This is a genomic window from Listeria sp. SHR_NRA_18, from assembly GCF_003856515.1.
Lineage (GTDB): Bacteria > Bacillota > Bacilli > Lactobacillales > Listeriaceae > Listeria_A > Listeria_A newyorkensis.
The window spans coordinates 107,482-124,664 of sequence record NZ_QPKR01000002.1 but is presented as its reverse complement, the minus strand read 5'-3'; the positions used below and the strand labels follow the sequence as shown (position 1 = coordinate 124,664).

Below are 17,183 nucleotides of genomic sequence, written 5' to 3'. Positions count from 1 at the left end.
TAGAAATAGGAAACCGTCTTATCACTTTCTTTGGAAGGGATGGGGCGGTTTTTCCAATATTTGTTGGAATGGCGGGATATTTTACGTTATAATAGTGGGAACTGTTGGCATCAGCAGAATCACATTAAAAAGGGGATACATAATGAAAAAGATAGCAAAGCAGAGGTTAAAGGGCGTTTATTTTTATTCGGTTATTGTTTGGTTGGTTTATATGTTTGTGACGGATCAGGTTGGGACGTATAAAACAGAGTATAATGGGTTAGGTTTTTCGATACCGACAATAGGTGATTTTCTGCCAGATACGATATTGGTTGCGTTATTTTTAGGGTTGTTCTATATTTTCGTAGTTTTACCGCTTATGGCATCTATTCAGTGGTTTTTCTTGCGAGTAGCGAATGTGCAAAAAGCGAGTTGGCGCGAAATCTTGGAAGTGTTCATGAAGCAGAATTATGTGCGTTATTTTTTAGCGAGTTTACTTATCACGATATTTACTTTCTTATGGTCGCTTCTTTTTATCGTACCAGGAATCATAAAATCGTTTAGTTACTCGCAGGCGTTTCGATTAATGTGTGATAATCCGGATTTGACGCCTTTAGACGCGATTAACTTGAGTCGCAAATTGATGGATGGACGAAAAACGGATTTATTTATGTTGCAATTGAGCTTTATTGTTTGGTTTATTATACCGCTTGTTTTGCTTATCGCAGCTGTGATTACGGAGAATATCTTGTTGACTCGAGCAACGGATATTGTATTTTTTGTAGTGCTTATTTTCGTTGGGCCTTACTTTCATACCACGAATGCTGTGTTTTATGTCGAGGAAATCAGAGAGCGCTCGGAGCCATTAAAACTATAATTTGGAGGGATTGGGATGGTTGATACGGTGGAGGAATACATGGCGGGGGTGGAGACGGATGAGCAGCGGAAATGGACGATGACATTTGTTAGTTTTATGCGTGAAAATTATCCGGATTTCGAGGAGAAGATTTCGTATCAGATTCCGACATTTAAATTTGGGAAGCAGTATATCGCGTTTTCGAATGCCAAAACACATTTTTCGGTGCATACGCTGGATTTTGAGTTGGTTTTGGAGATGAAGGAGCGATTGCCACACGCTAAATTTGGTAAAGGGTGCGTAAAAGTGAAGTTTGAGGATGATGACGCGATTCCGGAGCTTTTCAAGTTTTGCAGGGAAATTGTTGTTCGAAATCACATAGGAATGTAAGTGGAAATCGCCCAAGTTGGATGACAGCTTGGGTGTTTTTTTGGCTTCTAGACACACTTTTGACAAAATGAGGATAGTAACACTGGATTTCTTGAGGTTAGATATTGGAATTCGTGGTATATTTAAAAGGGAACATAAGTTCTTGTTTTATTTGGGAATAGAGAGGGGAAATTTTGAGATGTATGATGATACGATTTTAGATGGGGCAGTTGTGAATGTGAAGGATGCGTTATTTGGCGCGAAAGGGGACGGAGAGACGGATGATACGGTGGCGATTCAGGCTGCGATTGATGCGCTGTTTGCGTCGCCGGTTGGCCCGGACTCTACGGTTGCGATGGAAGGGGGCATTGTGTTTTTCCCGCCTGGGGATTATGTGATTACGAAGCCGATTCATTTGGTAAATACGGGTGTCAAGCTGATGGGCGCGTCACCGGTTTCGTCCACGATTGTTCCGCGAGGCGAGTTGGTGATGGATGAGAATGGTGTGAAAAAGCTATTGTTTGACGGGAAAGAAGAGGGAAATGCTGCGATTGAGATTAAGTATATTAACAAAGAGGGCAAGCGGACGTTTATGCGGAATATGAATATTCAAAATCTTGGTTTTGATATGGGGAATGTGAATAAGACGACGATGATTCGAGTGATTCGGCCATATGATTTGTGCCATTTTGAGAATTTGATGTTTGTGAATATCCGCGGGACGGCGATTGCTTGTATGAGTGAATATCCAGATAATATGCAGCCGGAGCCAAAAGGATTGGGGCAGGGCGTGATTTTCCGGGATATTCATATTGATAATAGTGCTACAGTGCTCGACAATTTGAAAAATGGGCAGTATGTGACGTTTAATAAGTTGTTGGATCGGGGACGACCGCAAGATGCAACGTTGCCCGCGATTTATTTGGAGAATGTGAATGAGAGTTATATGGACAATGTAAAAGTGAATGCGACGGGTGTGAAGGTTGATTTGGCTGGGAATGTGGTGCGGGATGCGACGAACCAGACGGCGATTTCTTACGCTCCGAGGTCGGCAGTTTTGATGGAAGGTTGCCAAGGTATGAATATTCACATGTCGTCGTTTAACCAGTTGAGCAAGCCGGCGATTGATATTCGGCGCGGGACGATGGGGAAACAGGGCGCGTCGATTTATCATTTTATCGGTGGGAATACGTTCGAGGAGATTTCAGATTCGGCGATTAGAGTGGACGGAGATGTTGTCGCGGCAGGTGCTGGTAAGAATGTCAGCAATATTATTGTGGAGGAAAACCGGATTCTTGGCAAAGAGCAACCGGAGTACCAGTATGTTCTCGATAATTGCGATTTGGTGACGATTCACGGTCGGGCTAGTGTGAAAGTCGGGAAAAATGCGCTGAATACGACGATTTATGCGACAGATGTGAATAAAGCGGATGCGGCGAATCCGATTTTGGGCCAGCGAAAAATTCTTGATGAGGGGCAGCGAACGTTGATTATTGGGCGGGAATACCGATTTGATGATTATACGCAAACGCTCGCTATCAATTCTGTCGTGAAGCCGGCCGGAGCAATTTTACCGGTACAAAAAATGGCGGATTTGGCGCGTGCTTCGGTGAATAATGTTGGGAAAGTGGCATTTGTGAGGGAAGGAGCGGGTGCGGCGGAGCAGGATAATTTGATGTATGTCAAAAAATGCTTGGATGGGACGCATCAATGGGCGCGCGTTCAAAGCCAGATTGTGTATACGGAAACGGTGACGCCTGTGAAATATAAACTGAGTGCCTCGTATATCACGGGAACTTACACGGGGAATGTGAAAAAACTGCGTGTGACGGCAACGAATAGTGCTGGGACGGTGATTGATAAGCAGGGGGGCGAATTTTTGGCAGATGGGACGTTTCGTTTCTACTATAAAACAGTGTTGAATAATATCAATTATGATGTTAAACTTCAAGTACTTGGAGCGAACGACGAGATTATTTACAAGACGGGGCTCGAATTAGAAGCGTAAGGAGAGATGCGAAAGTGGCGAAATATCCGACGATTCACGAGGCAGCGCTGAGCTTGAAAGGCGCGACGCATGATTACAAAGAAGAATGGGGCGCTGACCGCTTTTTTGTAGGTGAAAAAATGTTTGCGATGCTTGGAACGAACAAAGAAGGCCGCGATATTCTCACGGTAAAAGTGGAGCCGAATCAGGGCGAGATTTTGCGATCAGAAAACCCAGCGATTATTCCGGGTTATTACATGAATAAGTCGCACTGGGTATCGGTATTATTGGATGAAGAGAATAACGCAGAATTCTTGGCAAAATTGTTGGCGCATGGCTACGAACAAGTCTTGCGAAAACTACCGAAGTATCGCCAAAAAGAGATAGAAGGCTAAGAAAAAGAGATTATCGCCGTCAAAGGGTAGCGATAATCTCTTTTTGTGTCATGATTTTAGATCAGCGAGTTGCGCCCGATCGATATCTTTAAAATCAACTAAATAATCCGACGCGTCTTTTTTCATTATCACGGTCGCGACGCTTTCTGATTTAGCGTTGATGGTGTTCCACAAAGCATCAGGAACAATCACGATTTTTTTCGCGTATGTCCGTGCATCGCCGAGTGTGATATTGCCGCCGTATGTGACTGTTTGTTCTTTTTCGCCAATTTGGATTTTCGTCGCGTCACTTTGCGCCAACAGGAGTAGCTTTCCGTTTGTGGCGGGTAGCTCTTTCAAAGCTTCTGTTTTATCCGAATCGACCAATTTCGTGAAAGCTTGCTGTTTTTGCATTTTCTTCGCATCCGATTCTTTTATGAAAACGGTCAAATTATCGCCATCACCGTCTTGTTTTGCCTCATAAATAGTAGATGAATCGATATTTTCCTTATTACTAGCAATCGTTTTTGTCACCTGATCATGACCGCCGTAGACAATTAAGCCTTTCGCTTTATCAAAAATGCAACCGGACAAAGCCAGTAAAAGCCCGCCCAGAACCATTCCAATCAGTAAAGTTTTTTTCATCTTATTCCCAACTCCTAAAATAGATTGAGCATTTCTCTTAGCTCTTAAATCTATCTTACCGAACTTCAAGGCATGCTTCCCGCGATTTACGTGACACTATATGTAGTTTTTCTTACGTTTTTGTAGGAAGGATGTCATTTTGCGTATAGACGAACGATTTTTGCATTCCATTTCGAAAACGTTCGATAATTCATTGACTATTGCCAGGACAAACGGTACAATTAGGAGTGGAAAAAGCTTGCGAAATCGAGCTTAAAAGACCAATTAAATGAGGTGTTTAGATGTCTTCAGTTGTTGTTGTAGGAACACAGTGGGGCGATGAAGGAAAAGGGAAGATTACGGATTTTCTTTCCGAGAATGCGGAGGCTATCGCGCGTTACCAAGGCGGTAATAACGCAGGCCATACGATCAAATTTGATGGAGAAACATACAAATTGCACTTAATTCCATCTGGCATTTTTTACAAAGAGAAGATTAGTGTTATCGGAAACGGGATGGTTGTTGATCCGAAAGCGCTTGTGACAGAGCTAAACTATTTACATGAAAAAGGCGTAAGTACGGAGAATCTGCGTATTTCGAACCGTGCGCACGTTATTTTGCCGTATCATATTCGCATTGACGAAGCTGATGAAGTACGTAAAGGTGCTAACAAAATCGGTACAACGAAAAAAGGGATTGGCCCAGCGTACATGGATAAAGCCGCGCGTGTTGGTATTCGTATCGTGGACCTTTTGGATAAAGAGGCTTTTAAAGAGAAATTAGAGCATAATTTACAAGAGAAAAACCGTTTATTGGAGCGTTTCTATGAGTTGGAAGGCTTTAAAATAGAAGACATTTTAGAAGAGTATTACGAATATGGTCAGCAATTTAAGCAATATGTTTGCGATACATCGGTTGTGTTGAATGACGCGCTGGACGATGGAAAACGTGTTCTTTTTGAGGGTGCGCAAGGGGTTATGCTGGATATTGACCAAGGTACATATCCGTTCGTAACGTCGAGTAATCCGATTGCTGGTGGCGTGACGATTGGTAGCGGTGTTGGTCCATCTAAAATTAACCACGTTGTCGGCGTTGCAAAAGCCTATACGACGCGTGTTGGTGATGGTCCATTCCCGACGGAGCTTGATAATGAAATTGGCGATAATATTCGTGAAGTTGGCCGTGAATATGGAACGACGACTGGCCGTCCGCGCCGTGTTGGCTGGTTCGACAGTGTTGTTGTCCGCCATGCCCGCCGTGTGAGTGGTTTGACGGATCTTTCTTTGACGCTTTTAGACGTTTTGACAGGCATTAAGAAATTGCAGGTCTGCGTTGCGTATGAGTTGGATGGCAAGGTTATTGAAGAATTCCCGGCGAGTTTGAAAGAATTAGCTCGTTGTAAACCGGTATACGAAGAGTTAGACGGTTGGGAAGAGGACATTACGAATGTGAAATCGTTGGATGATTTACCAGCGAATGCGCGTCATTACATGGAGCGTATCGCCCAATTGACCGGCGTTCAGGTTTCGATGTTCTCGGTAGGACCGGATCGTTCGCAGACGCATGTTGTGAAAAGTGTTTGGCGATTATAAAGCTGAAACGGCCCGTTCAGCTCCGAAAAAAACTGGAGCGGCCGCAGTAAAAATCCTCTTTTGATTTTTATGGAGGGCGTGAAGTTTTCGAGGAGTTGGCCGTTGAAGCTAGATTTCGAAGATGCAAAACGTGATGTAGAGCATGGATTACATGCTCACTGCGTTCTCATGCATATTGAGGTTCTAAATCGGCAAGTAATGCCTCATAAGAACCACAACAAAGCTGAAACAGCCCGTTAGACTCGAAAGAATTTGTTAGGGGGCGCAGTGAAAACCCGTACTTGGTTTTTGCGGAGGTCACGAAAATTCCGAGAGGCTGGCTCTTGAAGCTGGATTTCGAAGACGCAGAAATAGGAAGAGAAGTTAGGTGTTAAATTCCTAGCTTCTCTTTTTTATCGTGTACATAATCTCGTTTCCGTCCGCAAAATCTGGATTTAGCGTGAAATTGAGTTTTTTGAGGAGTTGGGTGGAGCGGTCGTTGTTTTTGTGCGTTACGCCGTCGATTTGTTGGAGTTGTGTGAAACCGTAGTCGAGCACGGCTTTTAAAGCTTCAAGCATGTAGCCTGAACCCTGAAATGTCGGCAATAATTCATAGCCTAAATCCGCGCGTGTCTGTTCTTCTGAGAAATTCCAGAGGCAAGCGGTTCCGATGAGTTCGGCGGTTTCTTGTAGCGTGATGGCCCAGAAAATCCAGGTTTCGCGGTCGATTCCTGTGTTTATTTTATCGATAAATGCGGCGGATTCCTCCAGGTTTTGCTGTAACGGGCGGTCTTGAAAAGCGGCGACTTCCGGATTTGATCGCAGGGCAAAAATGGCGCTGGAATCATCGGGGGTTAGTTGTCTTAGTGTGAGTCGCGGCGTTTGGATGATTGGGAATGTCATAGGATTAGCCTCCTTAGGTTGTTTGTTCGATCATAGAACATTTCTTTGTGAAAAGCAATACGTTTATAGTTTACGTATAAGTTAATGTTATTTTTATCTGTTTGACACAATGGTTATCTATTGTATATAATGCAAGTAAGATGGCTTTTTAGTTTGATTAACTTTAGAGTTTATTGTAAGCGTTTTTTTATAAGGAGGAGCGATGTGAAATGTTGAGAGAAGAATATCCGCGACCGCAATTTGTGAGGGAAAACTGGATGAATTTGAATGGGGAATGGGAATTTGCTTTTGATGATGGGGACGTTGGGTTGCGTGAGGGCTGGTTTCGTGGCGATGTGACGTTTGCGAAACGGATTGTCGTGCCATTTGCGTATCAGACGGCGCTTAGTGGGATTGATGACCAGGCGCATCACGAGATTGTTTGGTATAAGCGGGAGTTTGCGCTGGCGGATTTGGACGGTGGCAAGGAAGTGAAGCTGCATTTTGGTGCGGTGGATTATTCGGCGAGCATTTTTGTGAACGGGCAGAAGGTCAGCGAGCATGACGGCGGGCATACGTCGTTTACGCTGGACATCACGCCCTTTGTGGCTGGTGGTGAGGCTGTGACGCTAGTTGTGAGGGTATTTGATCCGCAAAAAGATGAGACGATTCCGCGTGGGAAGCAGAGTTGGACGCCGGAACCGGACTCGATTTGGTATACGAACACAACGGGAATTTGGCAGACGGTTTGGCTGGAAATCGTGGACGCGCTACATATTGAAAAGCTGCGCATGACGCCGAATGTGGACACAGGTATGGTGGAACTCGATTTGAATTTTGCGGGCGGCGTGATTGGTAAGCGCTTACGATATGCGATTCATTTCGGGGAGACGCTGGTTGCTGAGGATGCGGTGACGTTGACGCAAAACCATATACAGCGCGACGTGGCGATTTATCAAAAACAGATTTTCCGCTCGCCGAACCATAATGACGGCTGGAATTGGACGCCAGAAAACCCGAACCTTTTTCAGATTGAATTTTGCCTAGAGGACGATTCGGTGGTGTATGATGAGGTTTCGTCGTATTTTGGAATGCGCAAGGTGCACACGGAGGCCGGCATGGTTTATTTGAACAACCGCCCCTACTATCAAAAATTGGTGCTGGATCAAGGCTATTGGCGTGATGGTTTGTTGACTGCGCCGTCCGATGAAGCGTTGCGTTACGATATCGAGCTCGCCAAGGAAATGGGATTCAACGGTTGCCGTAAACATCAAAAAGTAGAAGATCCGCGTTTCCTATATTGGGCAGACACGCTGGGCTACCTCGTTTGGGGCGAATGCGCGGCGGCACCAGTTTATACAGAAGACGCCGCGACCCGACTGACTCGCGAATGGTTAGAAATTATCGAGCGCGATTACAATCATCCGAGCATCGTGACCTGGGTGCCAATCAACGAAAGCTGGGGCGTACCAGGCATTCACAACAACCGCGAACAACAACATCACACCCAAGCGATGTATCATCTCATTCATTCGCTCGACAAAACCCGCCCGGTAATCTCCAATGACGGCTGGGAAATGACCGAAACTGATATTTGCGCGGTGCATAATTATTCACACGGCCGCGAAGACGAACCCCAGAAGTACGCCGATTTTAGCGCTATGATTCATGACGAAGAAGCCATTTTGAAATCCCAATCCACCTTACGCGCCATTTACGCAGTAGGATTCGAGCACCAAGGCGCGCCAATTTTGCTAACAGAATTCGGTGGCATAGGCTTTCAAACCGGCGACCAGAGCGGCTGGGGCTACACATCCGTGAAAAACGCCGAAGAATTCGTCGCCGATTACAGCCGCGTCATGCAAGCCGTTTACAACTCAAAAGCCCTACACGGCTACTGCTACACCCAACTGACCGACGTAGAAGTCGAAATCAACGGCCTGCTAACATACGACCGCGAACCAAAATGCGAATTAAAGCGGATACGAGAGATAAATGACCAGTATTTCGATCAGATTGTAGAATAGACCACAAACAAGAAGGGCCTCGTTGCTGGGAGGCCTTCCTATCTATGTGTGAAATGTTTGCCAAGCCAGAGCGAAAGTGCTAGAATAAGTCTTGTCGGTAAAACCATTTATCGCACGGGTTGTTAGCTCAGTTGGTAGAGCAGCTGACTCTTAATCAGCGGGTCGTGGGTTCGATCCCCTCACAACCCATCCTAGAGCCTCAACGGTTTATGACTGTTGGGGTTTTTATTTTGCCTTGAAATATGTACTAAATTGGAGTAGTATTGCCTTAAAATTGCCTACGCCTAGAAATAAGAAAGCTGAAACCGTTCGTGCTCAATTGGTTTCAGCTTTTTGATGGTGACTAAATTGCTTCGAAAACTACAGGAAATCCAGTTTATCGCTCATTTCTCTTTGTTTATTAGGGAATAGATGTCCATATGTATCAATTGTAGTTGTGATACTAGCATGTCCCATCCTTTCCTTTATCACTGTTATATTTTCACCGTTATCTATTAGCAAAGCCACATGGGAATGCCTGAAATCATGCAAACGAATGGGCTGAACAGCACAACGATTACATATCCGTTGAATTTTTTTAGTCCCGAAGTTTTCTCGGATTGGATGTGATGTCTTATGCTGAAAAATTACTAAATCTTTCATTGGAATGGAGGGGAGAAGCTTGGATTGAGCCTCTTTCCAATCGGATAACTTTTTAGCGAGTTTGGAATTGATTGTTATCACTCGATTACTGGTCTCGCTTTTTGGTGGAGTCACAATCATTTTCCCATCGATACGGGAGACAGTCTTACATACGTGAATTTCCTGTTTCACAAAATTGATGTCAGACCACCTTAGTGCTAACAGTTCCCCTGCACGCATTCCAGTGAGATAGGCAGTTTGATAAAAAATCTTATGAACTTCTTCGTCTTCCCTGATAGATGCGATAAAGTGCAAGTATTCTGTAGTTGTCCAGAAATGCATTTTTTGTTTGATGATTTTCAACTTTTTAATTCGCAAGCAAGGATTTGTGTAAACAAGGGATTCATCCACAGCAACGTCAAAAATTTTCTTTAGTAGAATCATATGTTTATTGATGCTGTTAAAGGATAAGCTCAAAGTGAGTAAATGCTCTCGAAATTCTCGAATATGTGTCTGCGTGATTTTCTTGATCAAACAATCTTTAAAATATGGGAAAAGATGATTGGAATAATAGCCACGCTGAGTGCGCACATAAGTTGGTTTATGATTAATTGTATAGGATTGGAAATAAAGATTCCCTAGTTGCTCAAAGGATAATGATTTATCGGGCAATAGAGTACCATTGTAGTAATGCTGTTTTAGATGATTCTCCAATTGTTGCGCGCTACGTTTAGTAGAAATGTTATTATGTCGGACACGACGCTGTTTTCCTGTTATAGGGTCAACTCCGAGGCTAATATCGACACGATAACTTTTACGCGCTGTTTTTGTGATTGCCATAAACGATAACCTCCATCAAATTGTATTGAAAGTTTCTCCATTTATGATATAATAACCTTGCAACGGGTAGTGTTTATATCTGGAGAATTTACTTCTTTGGTTATAGCGCTACTTTTTTTATGCCCTATTTTAGACATTTTAATAGCACCCTTTCCATGTGTTAAAATTCTGTTTGTTTCGTCTGTTCGTACACTAATGGTATAAGCTCTGATTTTCCTATCATACTTAGATGGGTGATAATTTTCGCGCCAAGATTAGTGCTGAATTGTGTTTTCTTTTTCATGGATTCCAAAGATTGAAGACCACCAAGCGCTTGTTTGTCTTCTAAAAATTCAAATGCTTTTAAAGCCGCTAAAGCTCCACCGTCTAAAAGCCAATCTTGGGTATCTAGCAGAGTATTTACGGTGGGTTGAATCTCTAGTTTAACTGGTTCAGCATTTTCCAAAAAGCGTTCCCAGAAACGGCAGGAATCCCATCTACTTTTATTGGATTGCTCAGGGTTTTCTACAAGAAAATTAAGATTACCTCTCAAGAATCCAAATGCTAGTTCGCGAAGTGTCTGAGAACTAGAACGAATCTCGTTTGCTAGCATGTTAGCTTTTTCATCGCGTAATTGGATTTCTGTACGTTTCCAACTTCCCATTTCTTCGATATCAAAATTACCTTTCTCAGCTTGTTCTTTGTCTTTATCGTAAAAGCGATATTGAATATTAGATTTACGATGCCCAATGTAAAGTGTCTTAGCACTTTTAACCTTGTCAGAGCTACTTTGCTGCAGCCGATGGTGGCGACTTTTAGAGATAAATTCTCCTTTCTCGCACTTTCGATGTAATTGAGCAACTGTAAAGGCGGGTTTTATATTACGGTCATCAATAGCCACATCCATACGGGTGACATGAAAGCCATTTTTTCCTGATTGTTGGGCGCAAGATTGGAAAAAATCTTTCCATGAGCGCTTTTGTGCATCAAGATAGATTTTTAATTGTTGGCAACCAGTACCGCTAATGTTTAGATAACAGCCTGTCCCTTTGGGATTGTTAAGTGAGGGCTCAATATCCGCATAAACCTGTATGTTTCCATGTTGGTATAAGGTTGTATATTTTTTATAACGAATTCCCTGAGGCTGTTTACTAAAGTACAGTTCATTAATATCTAGGATGTTATCAAATACATCTTTTGCGTGTAGATTGTCAAATACGATAGTCAGCCAATCTATTCCAACGCTGATATTCTCTCTAGCCAAATTATTCACCTCCTTTCAAGTTTAGGCGTATTTGTGCGTGCTAACTAGTACGCTATTGCTTGGTATACCAGTCATTTTCTTATTTATTTTTGTATTATTAGGGCGGTGTTACATATGCGCCCTTAGTGCCAAGCAAAGCTTGGCACTGTCCCGATCGCTGCCGCTCAACATTGCCATTTGGCGCTTTCGCGCCATGTCGGGACAAAGTTATATTTCAAACGTGACAAAATACGACAATCGTTGTCAAAAAATAAATGCGACAATTTACGACATAATGTAATTATATCTATTATATTTGAATATGTCAATGATTTGGTGACAATTTACGACAAATATGATAAGCTTGTATCTTAATCTTTTACTTGTACAAAATTTTTACAAAAGGGAGGATTATTAATTATGAGGGATAAAAAAATAGATGCTAGAAAAAAGAGTGTTGGAAAGAATATTAAATCGATTAGATTATCTTTAGGTGTTACCTTAGAACAATTTAGTCAGATGTTTACGCCACCAACTACGCCTAGCATAGTATCAAAATGGGAGAGAGGGGTTAGTCTACCTAAGCCAGACAGATTAAAACAAATTGCAGAAATATCTGGACAGTCTGTGGATGATATTCTTCTGCCAATTACGGACGAGATGTTTTTGAACCAAATGGCTGGTATTAGTGAGTACTACCATATGCATAAAGATGATATAAAACAAGATTTAACAAATGGGTATTTGATAAAAAATATAGCTATTAAATTTTTAGATGCAAGTATGGAATCAGATAAAAAAGCCATAGCCCGTGTAGAGGAACTACTCTACAATATAGATATGATAACAAGTAAGCAATACTATGAATCAGCTGGAAATAATCCGAAGAAAGCATTTGAAGCGGGGAAAGAAGAAATTATTCGAAATCTTGATGAAATGTTCATAGAGATAATGAAAACACACAAAGCAAAGTAGGTTTAATGAGAGTATCTAACTCTAAGACGCTTGGAAAATTGAATAATCCACGAAAAACTCCCTTTAGTAGTATTCTAAAAGGAGTTTTTATATTGTTAGGATTCAATTGTAGTTCGTTCAACAAAATTGCCATTGTCTTTAATAGCCATTCTAGCCAAGCGCCTTCCAGCTCGCTTAAAAAAGAATTCATCTGGATAAAATTCTGAAACAATAGGCTCTTGCTGGCTAATCATGCCGTTATCCTTGTTATATTCAATAATGCCTGATATTTTTTCATCAGGACCATATTTATAGACGACTTTTTCCTCATTTTCGTACTCTTTTGTCATGACTATAAAAACTGCCACTGTATTCACTCCTTTAATTTTACTCGAAATCCCAAGGTCTTCCTGATTCAATTGTCTTATTGTGGGCAGTTCGATAATCAGTATTAAAAATGCTTTCAAATTTAGCTTCAAAAATCTCATGATCCAATAGTTGGAGGTCAGACTTTTTGAATGTACCGAGTCTTAAACGTTCCCAAGCTTGTGCGATTTCAAAATCGGGGTCGAATCTAGCTACTCCAGAATCTTTTATATGGAGGTTATTAAAGACGTGATTCTTAATGCGCTCTACTCTCCATTCTGGAACCCCTGTATTGCTTGAAATAGATTTTATATCTTGTTTGCCCATGGCTCGAAAATTAGCGTACATTTCTTCTGCTAAAGCTTCTTCTTTAAAGAATTGCTCAGCAGAAATATTTCTAGCGCCTGTTTCAGCAAACTCAAAGCTAGGGGCAGTATTTTTAATGCCAAATTTAGATGTGAACTTAGCTAAACCAAGCACAGGAGCCCCATATTGCGTCAATACGAGTGCACCATCTAATAGTCGCTGTCCATCACTAACATGTTTCCCTGATACAGAATCTACGCCGTAAACAGCACGATAAAACGAACCCACGCCAAGCACTTCACGGAAAACGGTCTCACTCTGCCAATAAATCATTTGTTGATTCACAAAATCGAGGGTCGCTTCTGTACTCATTTTACCATCAATCGTGATGAAGCCAGCACTATTTCCTTTTGGAACGTTGGGAGTTAGTCCGATTTCCTCAATTTCTTTTATCTTATCATCGATTTTTTGCTGGCTCGCATACATTTTAGTGAGCTGGCTGAATGTCGCAGGATTCAATTTTTCGAGATGATACATGCCTGTTTTGCCGTCAAATTTAAGATTTTGCTGAATATTATCGAGTGCCTGCTTAATATAATGTGCTAATTCTCCAACTTCATAAAAGAAATTTCCATGACTCTGCTCAAAATCCATAAATTTATTCAGTATATCTTCTTTTTTATGTGCTTCGAAAATTTGCGTGGCTAAATAATTTAGTTCGGAAGCATGTCCTGTTCCGTTTAAAGCCGTCAATTGGGACGTAACATTCTCTAGACGATTTTCGAAACCTGTTATTTTTTGATTTAGGTCATGAATGCCGTCTACATCAAGTCGAGAATTGGGGGAAGAATCTACTTGAGAGTGGAAATCAGTGATATATTTCTGCATCTTACTTTCACTTAAATCGAGTGCTTGCTTAATGGATGTACATAGCGGAAAATAGGCACCTGCGTAGTATTCTTTTGAGCTAGCGATGGCATCTCCACTAATCGATGTATCATTGATATAAGCGATGACGGCTTGTTTCACGGCGTTTACATACTGTTTTAATTCCTGATTAGATGTGCGCAACTGTTGTGAGAAATGAGTGACCTCTGCAATATCGATGCGAGTCATAAAATCAGCTCCTTATGTAACAGTTTCCGTTCCTCTTCTATTTGAGATAGGCTCGATTGAATGGTTTTCTGCTCTTGTTGTAGCTGCTCCCGTGTACTTTCAATATGCTTGCGTAATTTTCTCCAACTTTCATGCGCTGTATCTTCCGCATCATAAGCCACACTTCTGCCATGATTTCCACGCCATACATCATGAGCTTGAGCAATAAGGTTTTCTTTCTCACGTTCGATGTGCCGAAGCTCAGTTTCTGTGTCTTCTAGCTGAATTTGCTGTTTCCTTAGCGCATAGAGCTCGTCTTCTTGTTGTTCGGTCTTCCGCTTTAACTGTTGCAATGTCTGATGAATTTGCGCGCTTCTCGGTTCCATCTTAGCGCACCTCCAATTGCATTTTCTGGCCGACTTCTCGATCCTTGGCAGCATAAGCTTCCCCGATTTGTTTGATACGAATAGCATCTTCCTGCACCACTTTTCCAAACAAATCGACATAGTTCACCAAATCAAGTAAAGCTCTCTGACAATTAGTCATAGAATTGCACTGGGTGTAAGACATCGTATTATTTTTCTTTGTATGGTGGGTCATTCCCGAGACACTATCTCCAAGTTCCGCAGCGTGATGCATCATCTTTTCTCTATTAACTTTTATTTGCGTCATATCCCTATTCTCCCGTCTAAAGTTAGTCTATAAATCCATTATAAAGGAAAATAATTGAATTGTCGTCATAAAATAAGGTTATTGGGGATTCTTGGAGAATAATATTCCTTCTTTAAAAGCGGTTGCATAGATACGCATAAAAGCTTCTGTTTCATATTTAAATAATTCATCAAGATATTTTAGCTCATTATCGTTATTTAACTTTTGTTCAAGTACATCCCTTATATGGAATTGTCTTTCTTGTAGTGCCTTAAATTCAATACTAGAATTTTCTTCTGATAAGAAATGTTCCACACGCTCGTGACAAAATAATGAAAAATCGTGATTAAATGATTTTGACAGCATAAATTTTCCTCCTTTTCGAAAAGTTGCTCAATTGAGCAACGGTTTTGTTTTCATTATAGTATAAAATGTTCGTATAGACAAGAGGTGGTGTGGATATGGAAAAAGTTATAGTGGTTAATCTAAAATCATTAGTTGAGAAACACGGAATTTCGATGAAAGAACTATCTAGGTTAGCTGATATAGAACCAGCCATACTCAGTAAGTTAGTGAATAATAAAAGGCAGAGCATTTATTTTGATCATATCGCACGGATTGCAGATGCTTTGGATGTGAAGGATATACGGGAGATTATTGATATTGAGGAGAGAACTGAATAATACTTTAAGAGGGGAACAATAGGGATGGATAATCAGAAATTTATTACCGATATGAACAAAGCTAAAACGAAAAAAGCTTTAGGTGTTATTGATAATAAGCAGGTAGAGATAAAAAGAGTATGCGGGATACATATCCATAATTTTAGGACACTAAAAGATACAAGAATACCATTAGGAAAAAATCTTACCGTTATTTCTGGGAAAAATGGGACAATGAAATCTGCGATAATGGGGTTAATTGGACACCCCTTCAGTACAGATGCAAAAAATATTTTTGGAAAAGATTTGAAAACACCAGTTCATAAAATTTTTAAACTATCAGAAGAATATGATCAGACTCGCTATAATTATGATTTACTAATCGAGCTAGAGAATGAAGAAATTTTGACTACACCTGTTGAGTTCTATTTGAGAAATGACGCTGGGAGCACCCCTGTACCACGTGTCGTGGTTTCTGGGAGACGAAAAGGAGATGGGAATTTTAATTTAAACACTGCGTTTATTAATTTGCAGAGGTTGTTCCCTATGATAAATACGGAGGCAGAAGAACTAGAAACCATAGAATATTCTGATGAGCAAGCTATTAAAATAGGAAAATTCTATACTAAAATAATTCAAAAAGGTAATTTTTTTAATGCGAATGCAGTTTCTGATGAAGGTTTCAAATATTCGCTAGGTCCAGCAAAGTCTGAAAAGACTTCGTATGATTTTTCAGCAATATCATCAGGTGAGGATAATTTAGGTCACTTGATTAATGTTATCATGGCATTTGAGGACGCTATGAAACAAAATGGTTTGAGGGGTATTTTATGTATTGATGAAATAGAAGCGAGTCTACATCCTTCTGCGCAGAAGCAATTGCTGGACTATTTATTGAAGTGGTCTAAGAAAAATGATATACAAGTTATTTTCAATACTCATTCTCTTTATTTAATTCAAAAGGCGATCGAATACGAACGAGATATTAGGGATAATAATTTACAACTAAATTTCATAAGCACTCAGGGAGCCAGAGATTTAAATTACAATATAATTGAGAATCCATCGTATTCACAGGCGTATAAAGAACTCACTTTTGAGAATCCAGAAGATTTAAGTGATAACTATAAAATTGATGTTCTTGTAGAAGATGATTCAGCTAAATCATTTATTAATGCTTTGTTACCAAGAAATATAAAGAGTCGTATAAATATTACTACAAAAATTTCTGAAGGTGCTGGAACCAGTAAAAATATATTGAAAAGTCTGTGTAAAAATGCAAGTTTTCTATTGTCAAACTGTATTGTGGTGTTAGATGGTGATGTTTTACCAACTGAAATTAGTAAAATTAGGTTTGATAGGTTACTTATTCTTCCTGATCAATTTTCATTTGCTCCAGAAGTTTCTCTGGTTTACTATATTGGCAATTTACCAGAGGGAGATGATTTTTTTGTTAAAATGGGGAAGGAAAAGCAAGCATTTATTAGAGACTTTTCGAATTATGAGCTATACCCTGGGGGATGTGCTGTTAATGAAATGAAGGTGAAGGTGGCTGGTTGTAAGTCGTGGGCTAAGAGTTTGAAAAGACAAGAATTTAATAAATATGTAACGTATTATTGTAAAAATGATAATTTTATATCAAAATCAAATTTCAAACAAAATTTCATTTCTAAAGTAAATGATTTGTTAGTAGAGCAATCTTTGCCTGCTTTTGAATAGGTAGTGCCAGATTAAAAAAATAATGGCGAAGATTGGTATGACATTTGATAAAATTAAAAGAATGAACTATGATTTGTA

General features: G+C 40.7%; 18 protein-coding genes and 1 tRNA gene. 10 read left to right on the top strand and 9 right to left on the bottom strand.

The genetic code is table 11. The features are described from left to right. Nucleotides 1-142 precede the first annotated feature (142 nt). The 4 genes from DUK53_RS04755 to DUK53_RS04740 all read left to right on the top strand — a co-directional run bounded on the left by DUK53_RS04755 (nt 143) and on the right by DUK53_RS04740 (nt 3,586). A complete protein-coding gene (locus DUK53_RS04755; protein WP_036132165.1) occupies nt 143-856 on the top strand; it encodes a DUF975 family protein in 714 nt (237 codons plus the stop codon). Between the two features lie 15 nt (nt 857-871). Further along, nucleotides 872-1,225, top strand: coding sequence for an iron chaperone (locus tag DUK53_RS04750; RefSeq protein WP_052164942.1), 354 nt, complete (start codon nt 872-874; stop codon nt 1,223-1,225). Between the two features lie 178 nt (nt 1,226-1,403). Continuing rightward, a complete protein-coding gene (locus tag DUK53_RS04745; RefSeq protein WP_036132163.1) occupies nt 1,404-3,212 on the top strand; it encodes a glycosyl hydrolase family 28-related protein in 1,809 nt (602 codons plus the stop codon). Between the two features lie 14 nt (nt 3,213-3,226). After that, complete coding sequence (locus DUK53_RS04740) at nt 3,227-3,586, top strand: MmcQ/YjbR family DNA-binding protein (protein ID WP_052164941.1); 360 nt, start codon at nt 3,227-3,229, stop codon at nt 3,584-3,586. Between the two features lie 48 nt (nt 3,587-3,634). Here DUK53_RS04740 and DUK53_RS04735 read toward each other — a convergent pair whose 3' ends face one another. Then, nucleotides 3,635-4,210, bottom strand: coding sequence for a lipoprotein BA_5634 family protein (locus DUK53_RS04735; RefSeq protein ID WP_036132161.1), 576 nt, complete (start codon nt 4,208-4,210; stop codon nt 3,635-3,637). 281 nt (nt 4,211-4,491) lie between these two features. Between DUK53_RS04735 and DUK53_RS04730 the strand changes: the two genes are divergently transcribed. Continuing rightward, nucleotides 4,492-5,781, top strand: a complete 1,290-nt coding sequence (locus DUK53_RS04730; protein WP_036132159.1) for an adenylosuccinate synthase — start codon at nt 4,492-4,494, stop codon at nt 5,779-5,781. Nucleotides 5,782-6,159: 378 nt separating this feature from the next. Here the strand turns inward: DUK53_RS04730 and DUK53_RS04725 are convergent, their stop codons facing one another. Further along, nucleotides 6,160-6,663, bottom strand: a complete 504-nt coding sequence (locus tag DUK53_RS04725; RefSeq protein WP_036132157.1) for a GNAT family N-acetyltransferase — start codon at nt 6,661-6,663, stop codon at nt 6,160-6,162. A gap of 209 nt (nt 6,664-6,872) precedes the next feature. Between DUK53_RS04725 and DUK53_RS04720 the strand changes: the two genes are divergently transcribed. Then, nucleotides 6,873-8,669, top strand: coding sequence for a glycoside hydrolase family 2 protein (locus DUK53_RS04720; protein WP_124892587.1), 1,797 nt, complete (start codon nt 6,873-6,875; stop codon nt 8,667-8,669). A gap of 116 nt (nt 8,670-8,785) precedes the next feature. Beyond that, nucleotides 8,786-8,858, top strand: a tRNA-Lys gene (locus DUK53_RS04715). 171 nt (nt 8,859-9,029) lie between these two features. Here DUK53_RS04715 and DUK53_RS04710 read toward each other — a convergent pair. Both DUK53_RS04710 and DUK53_RS04705 read right to left on the bottom strand, forming a co-directional pair. After that, nucleotides 9,030-10,130, bottom strand: coding sequence for a tyrosine-type recombinase/integrase (locus DUK53_RS04710; protein ID WP_036132152.1), 1,101 nt, complete (start codon nt 10,128-10,130; stop codon nt 9,030-9,032). A gap of 160 nt (nt 10,131-10,290) precedes the next feature. Beyond that, complete coding sequence (locus tag DUK53_RS04705; RefSeq protein ID WP_124892585.1) at nt 10,291-11,373, bottom strand: replication initiation factor domain-containing protein; 1,083 nt, start codon at nt 11,371-11,373, stop codon at nt 10,291-10,293. 399 nt (nt 11,374-11,772) lie between these two features. Between DUK53_RS04705 and DUK53_RS04700 the strand changes: the two genes are divergently transcribed. Then, the gene (locus DUK53_RS04700) at nt 11,773-12,327 is read left to right on the top strand and encodes a helix-turn-helix domain-containing protein (RefSeq protein ID WP_036132150.1); all 555 of its coding nucleotides are present in this window, start codon (nt 11,773-11,775) and stop codon (nt 12,325-12,327) included. 95 nt (nt 12,328-12,422) lie between these two features. On the opposite strand, the gene DUK53_RS04695 is transcribed toward DUK53_RS04700, so the two are convergent. The 5 genes from DUK53_RS04695 to DUK53_RS04675 all read right to left on the bottom strand — a co-directional run bounded on the left by DUK53_RS04695 (nt 12,423) and on the right by DUK53_RS04675 (nt 15,090). Further along, complete coding sequence (locus DUK53_RS04695; RefSeq protein ID WP_036132147.1) at nt 12,423-12,674, bottom strand: hypothetical protein; 252 nt, start codon at nt 12,672-12,674, stop codon at nt 12,423-12,425. Nucleotides 12,675-12,693: 19 nt separating this feature from the next. Next, nucleotides 12,694-14,094, bottom strand: a complete 1,401-nt coding sequence (locus DUK53_RS04690; RefSeq protein ID WP_052164940.1) for a T7SS effector LXG polymorphic toxin — start codon at nt 14,092-14,094, stop codon at nt 12,694-12,696. Then, nucleotides 14,091-14,459, bottom strand: a complete 369-nt coding sequence (locus DUK53_RS04685) for a DUF3958 family protein (RefSeq protein ID WP_036132145.1) — start codon at nt 14,457-14,459, stop codon at nt 14,091-14,093. Before DUK53_RS04685 ends, DUK53_RS04690 begins: the two co-directional genes overlap by 4 nt. 1 nt (nt 14,460) lies before the next feature. Next, nucleotides 14,461-14,745 (bottom strand): DUF3130 family protein, encoded by a 285-nt coding sequence (locus DUK53_RS04680; RefSeq protein ID WP_036132143.1) that lies wholly within the window; start codon nt 14,743-14,745, stop codon nt 14,461-14,463. A gap of 78 nt (nt 14,746-14,823) precedes the next feature. Continuing rightward, on the bottom strand, nt 14,824-15,090 hold the full coding sequence (locus DUK53_RS04675; protein ID WP_036132141.1) for a hypothetical protein: 267 nt from the start codon (nt 15,088-15,090) through the stop codon (nt 14,824-14,826). 95 nt (nt 15,091-15,185) lie between these two features. Here DUK53_RS04675 and DUK53_RS04670 point away from each other — a divergent pair, with 95 nt between their 5' ends. Together DUK53_RS04670 and DUK53_RS04665 are read left to right on the top strand one after the other, a co-directional pair. Then, the gene (locus DUK53_RS04670) at nt 15,186-15,407 is read left to right on the top strand and encodes a helix-turn-helix domain-containing protein (protein ID WP_036132139.1); all 222 of its coding nucleotides are present in this window, start codon (nt 15,186-15,188) and stop codon (nt 15,405-15,407) included. Between the two features lie 24 nt (nt 15,408-15,431). Next, nucleotides 15,432-17,105, top strand: coding sequence for an ATP-dependent nuclease (locus DUK53_RS04665; RefSeq protein ID WP_036132138.1), 1,674 nt, complete (start codon nt 15,432-15,434; stop codon nt 17,103-17,105). The last annotated feature ends 78 nt before the right edge of the window (nt 17,106-17,183 follow it).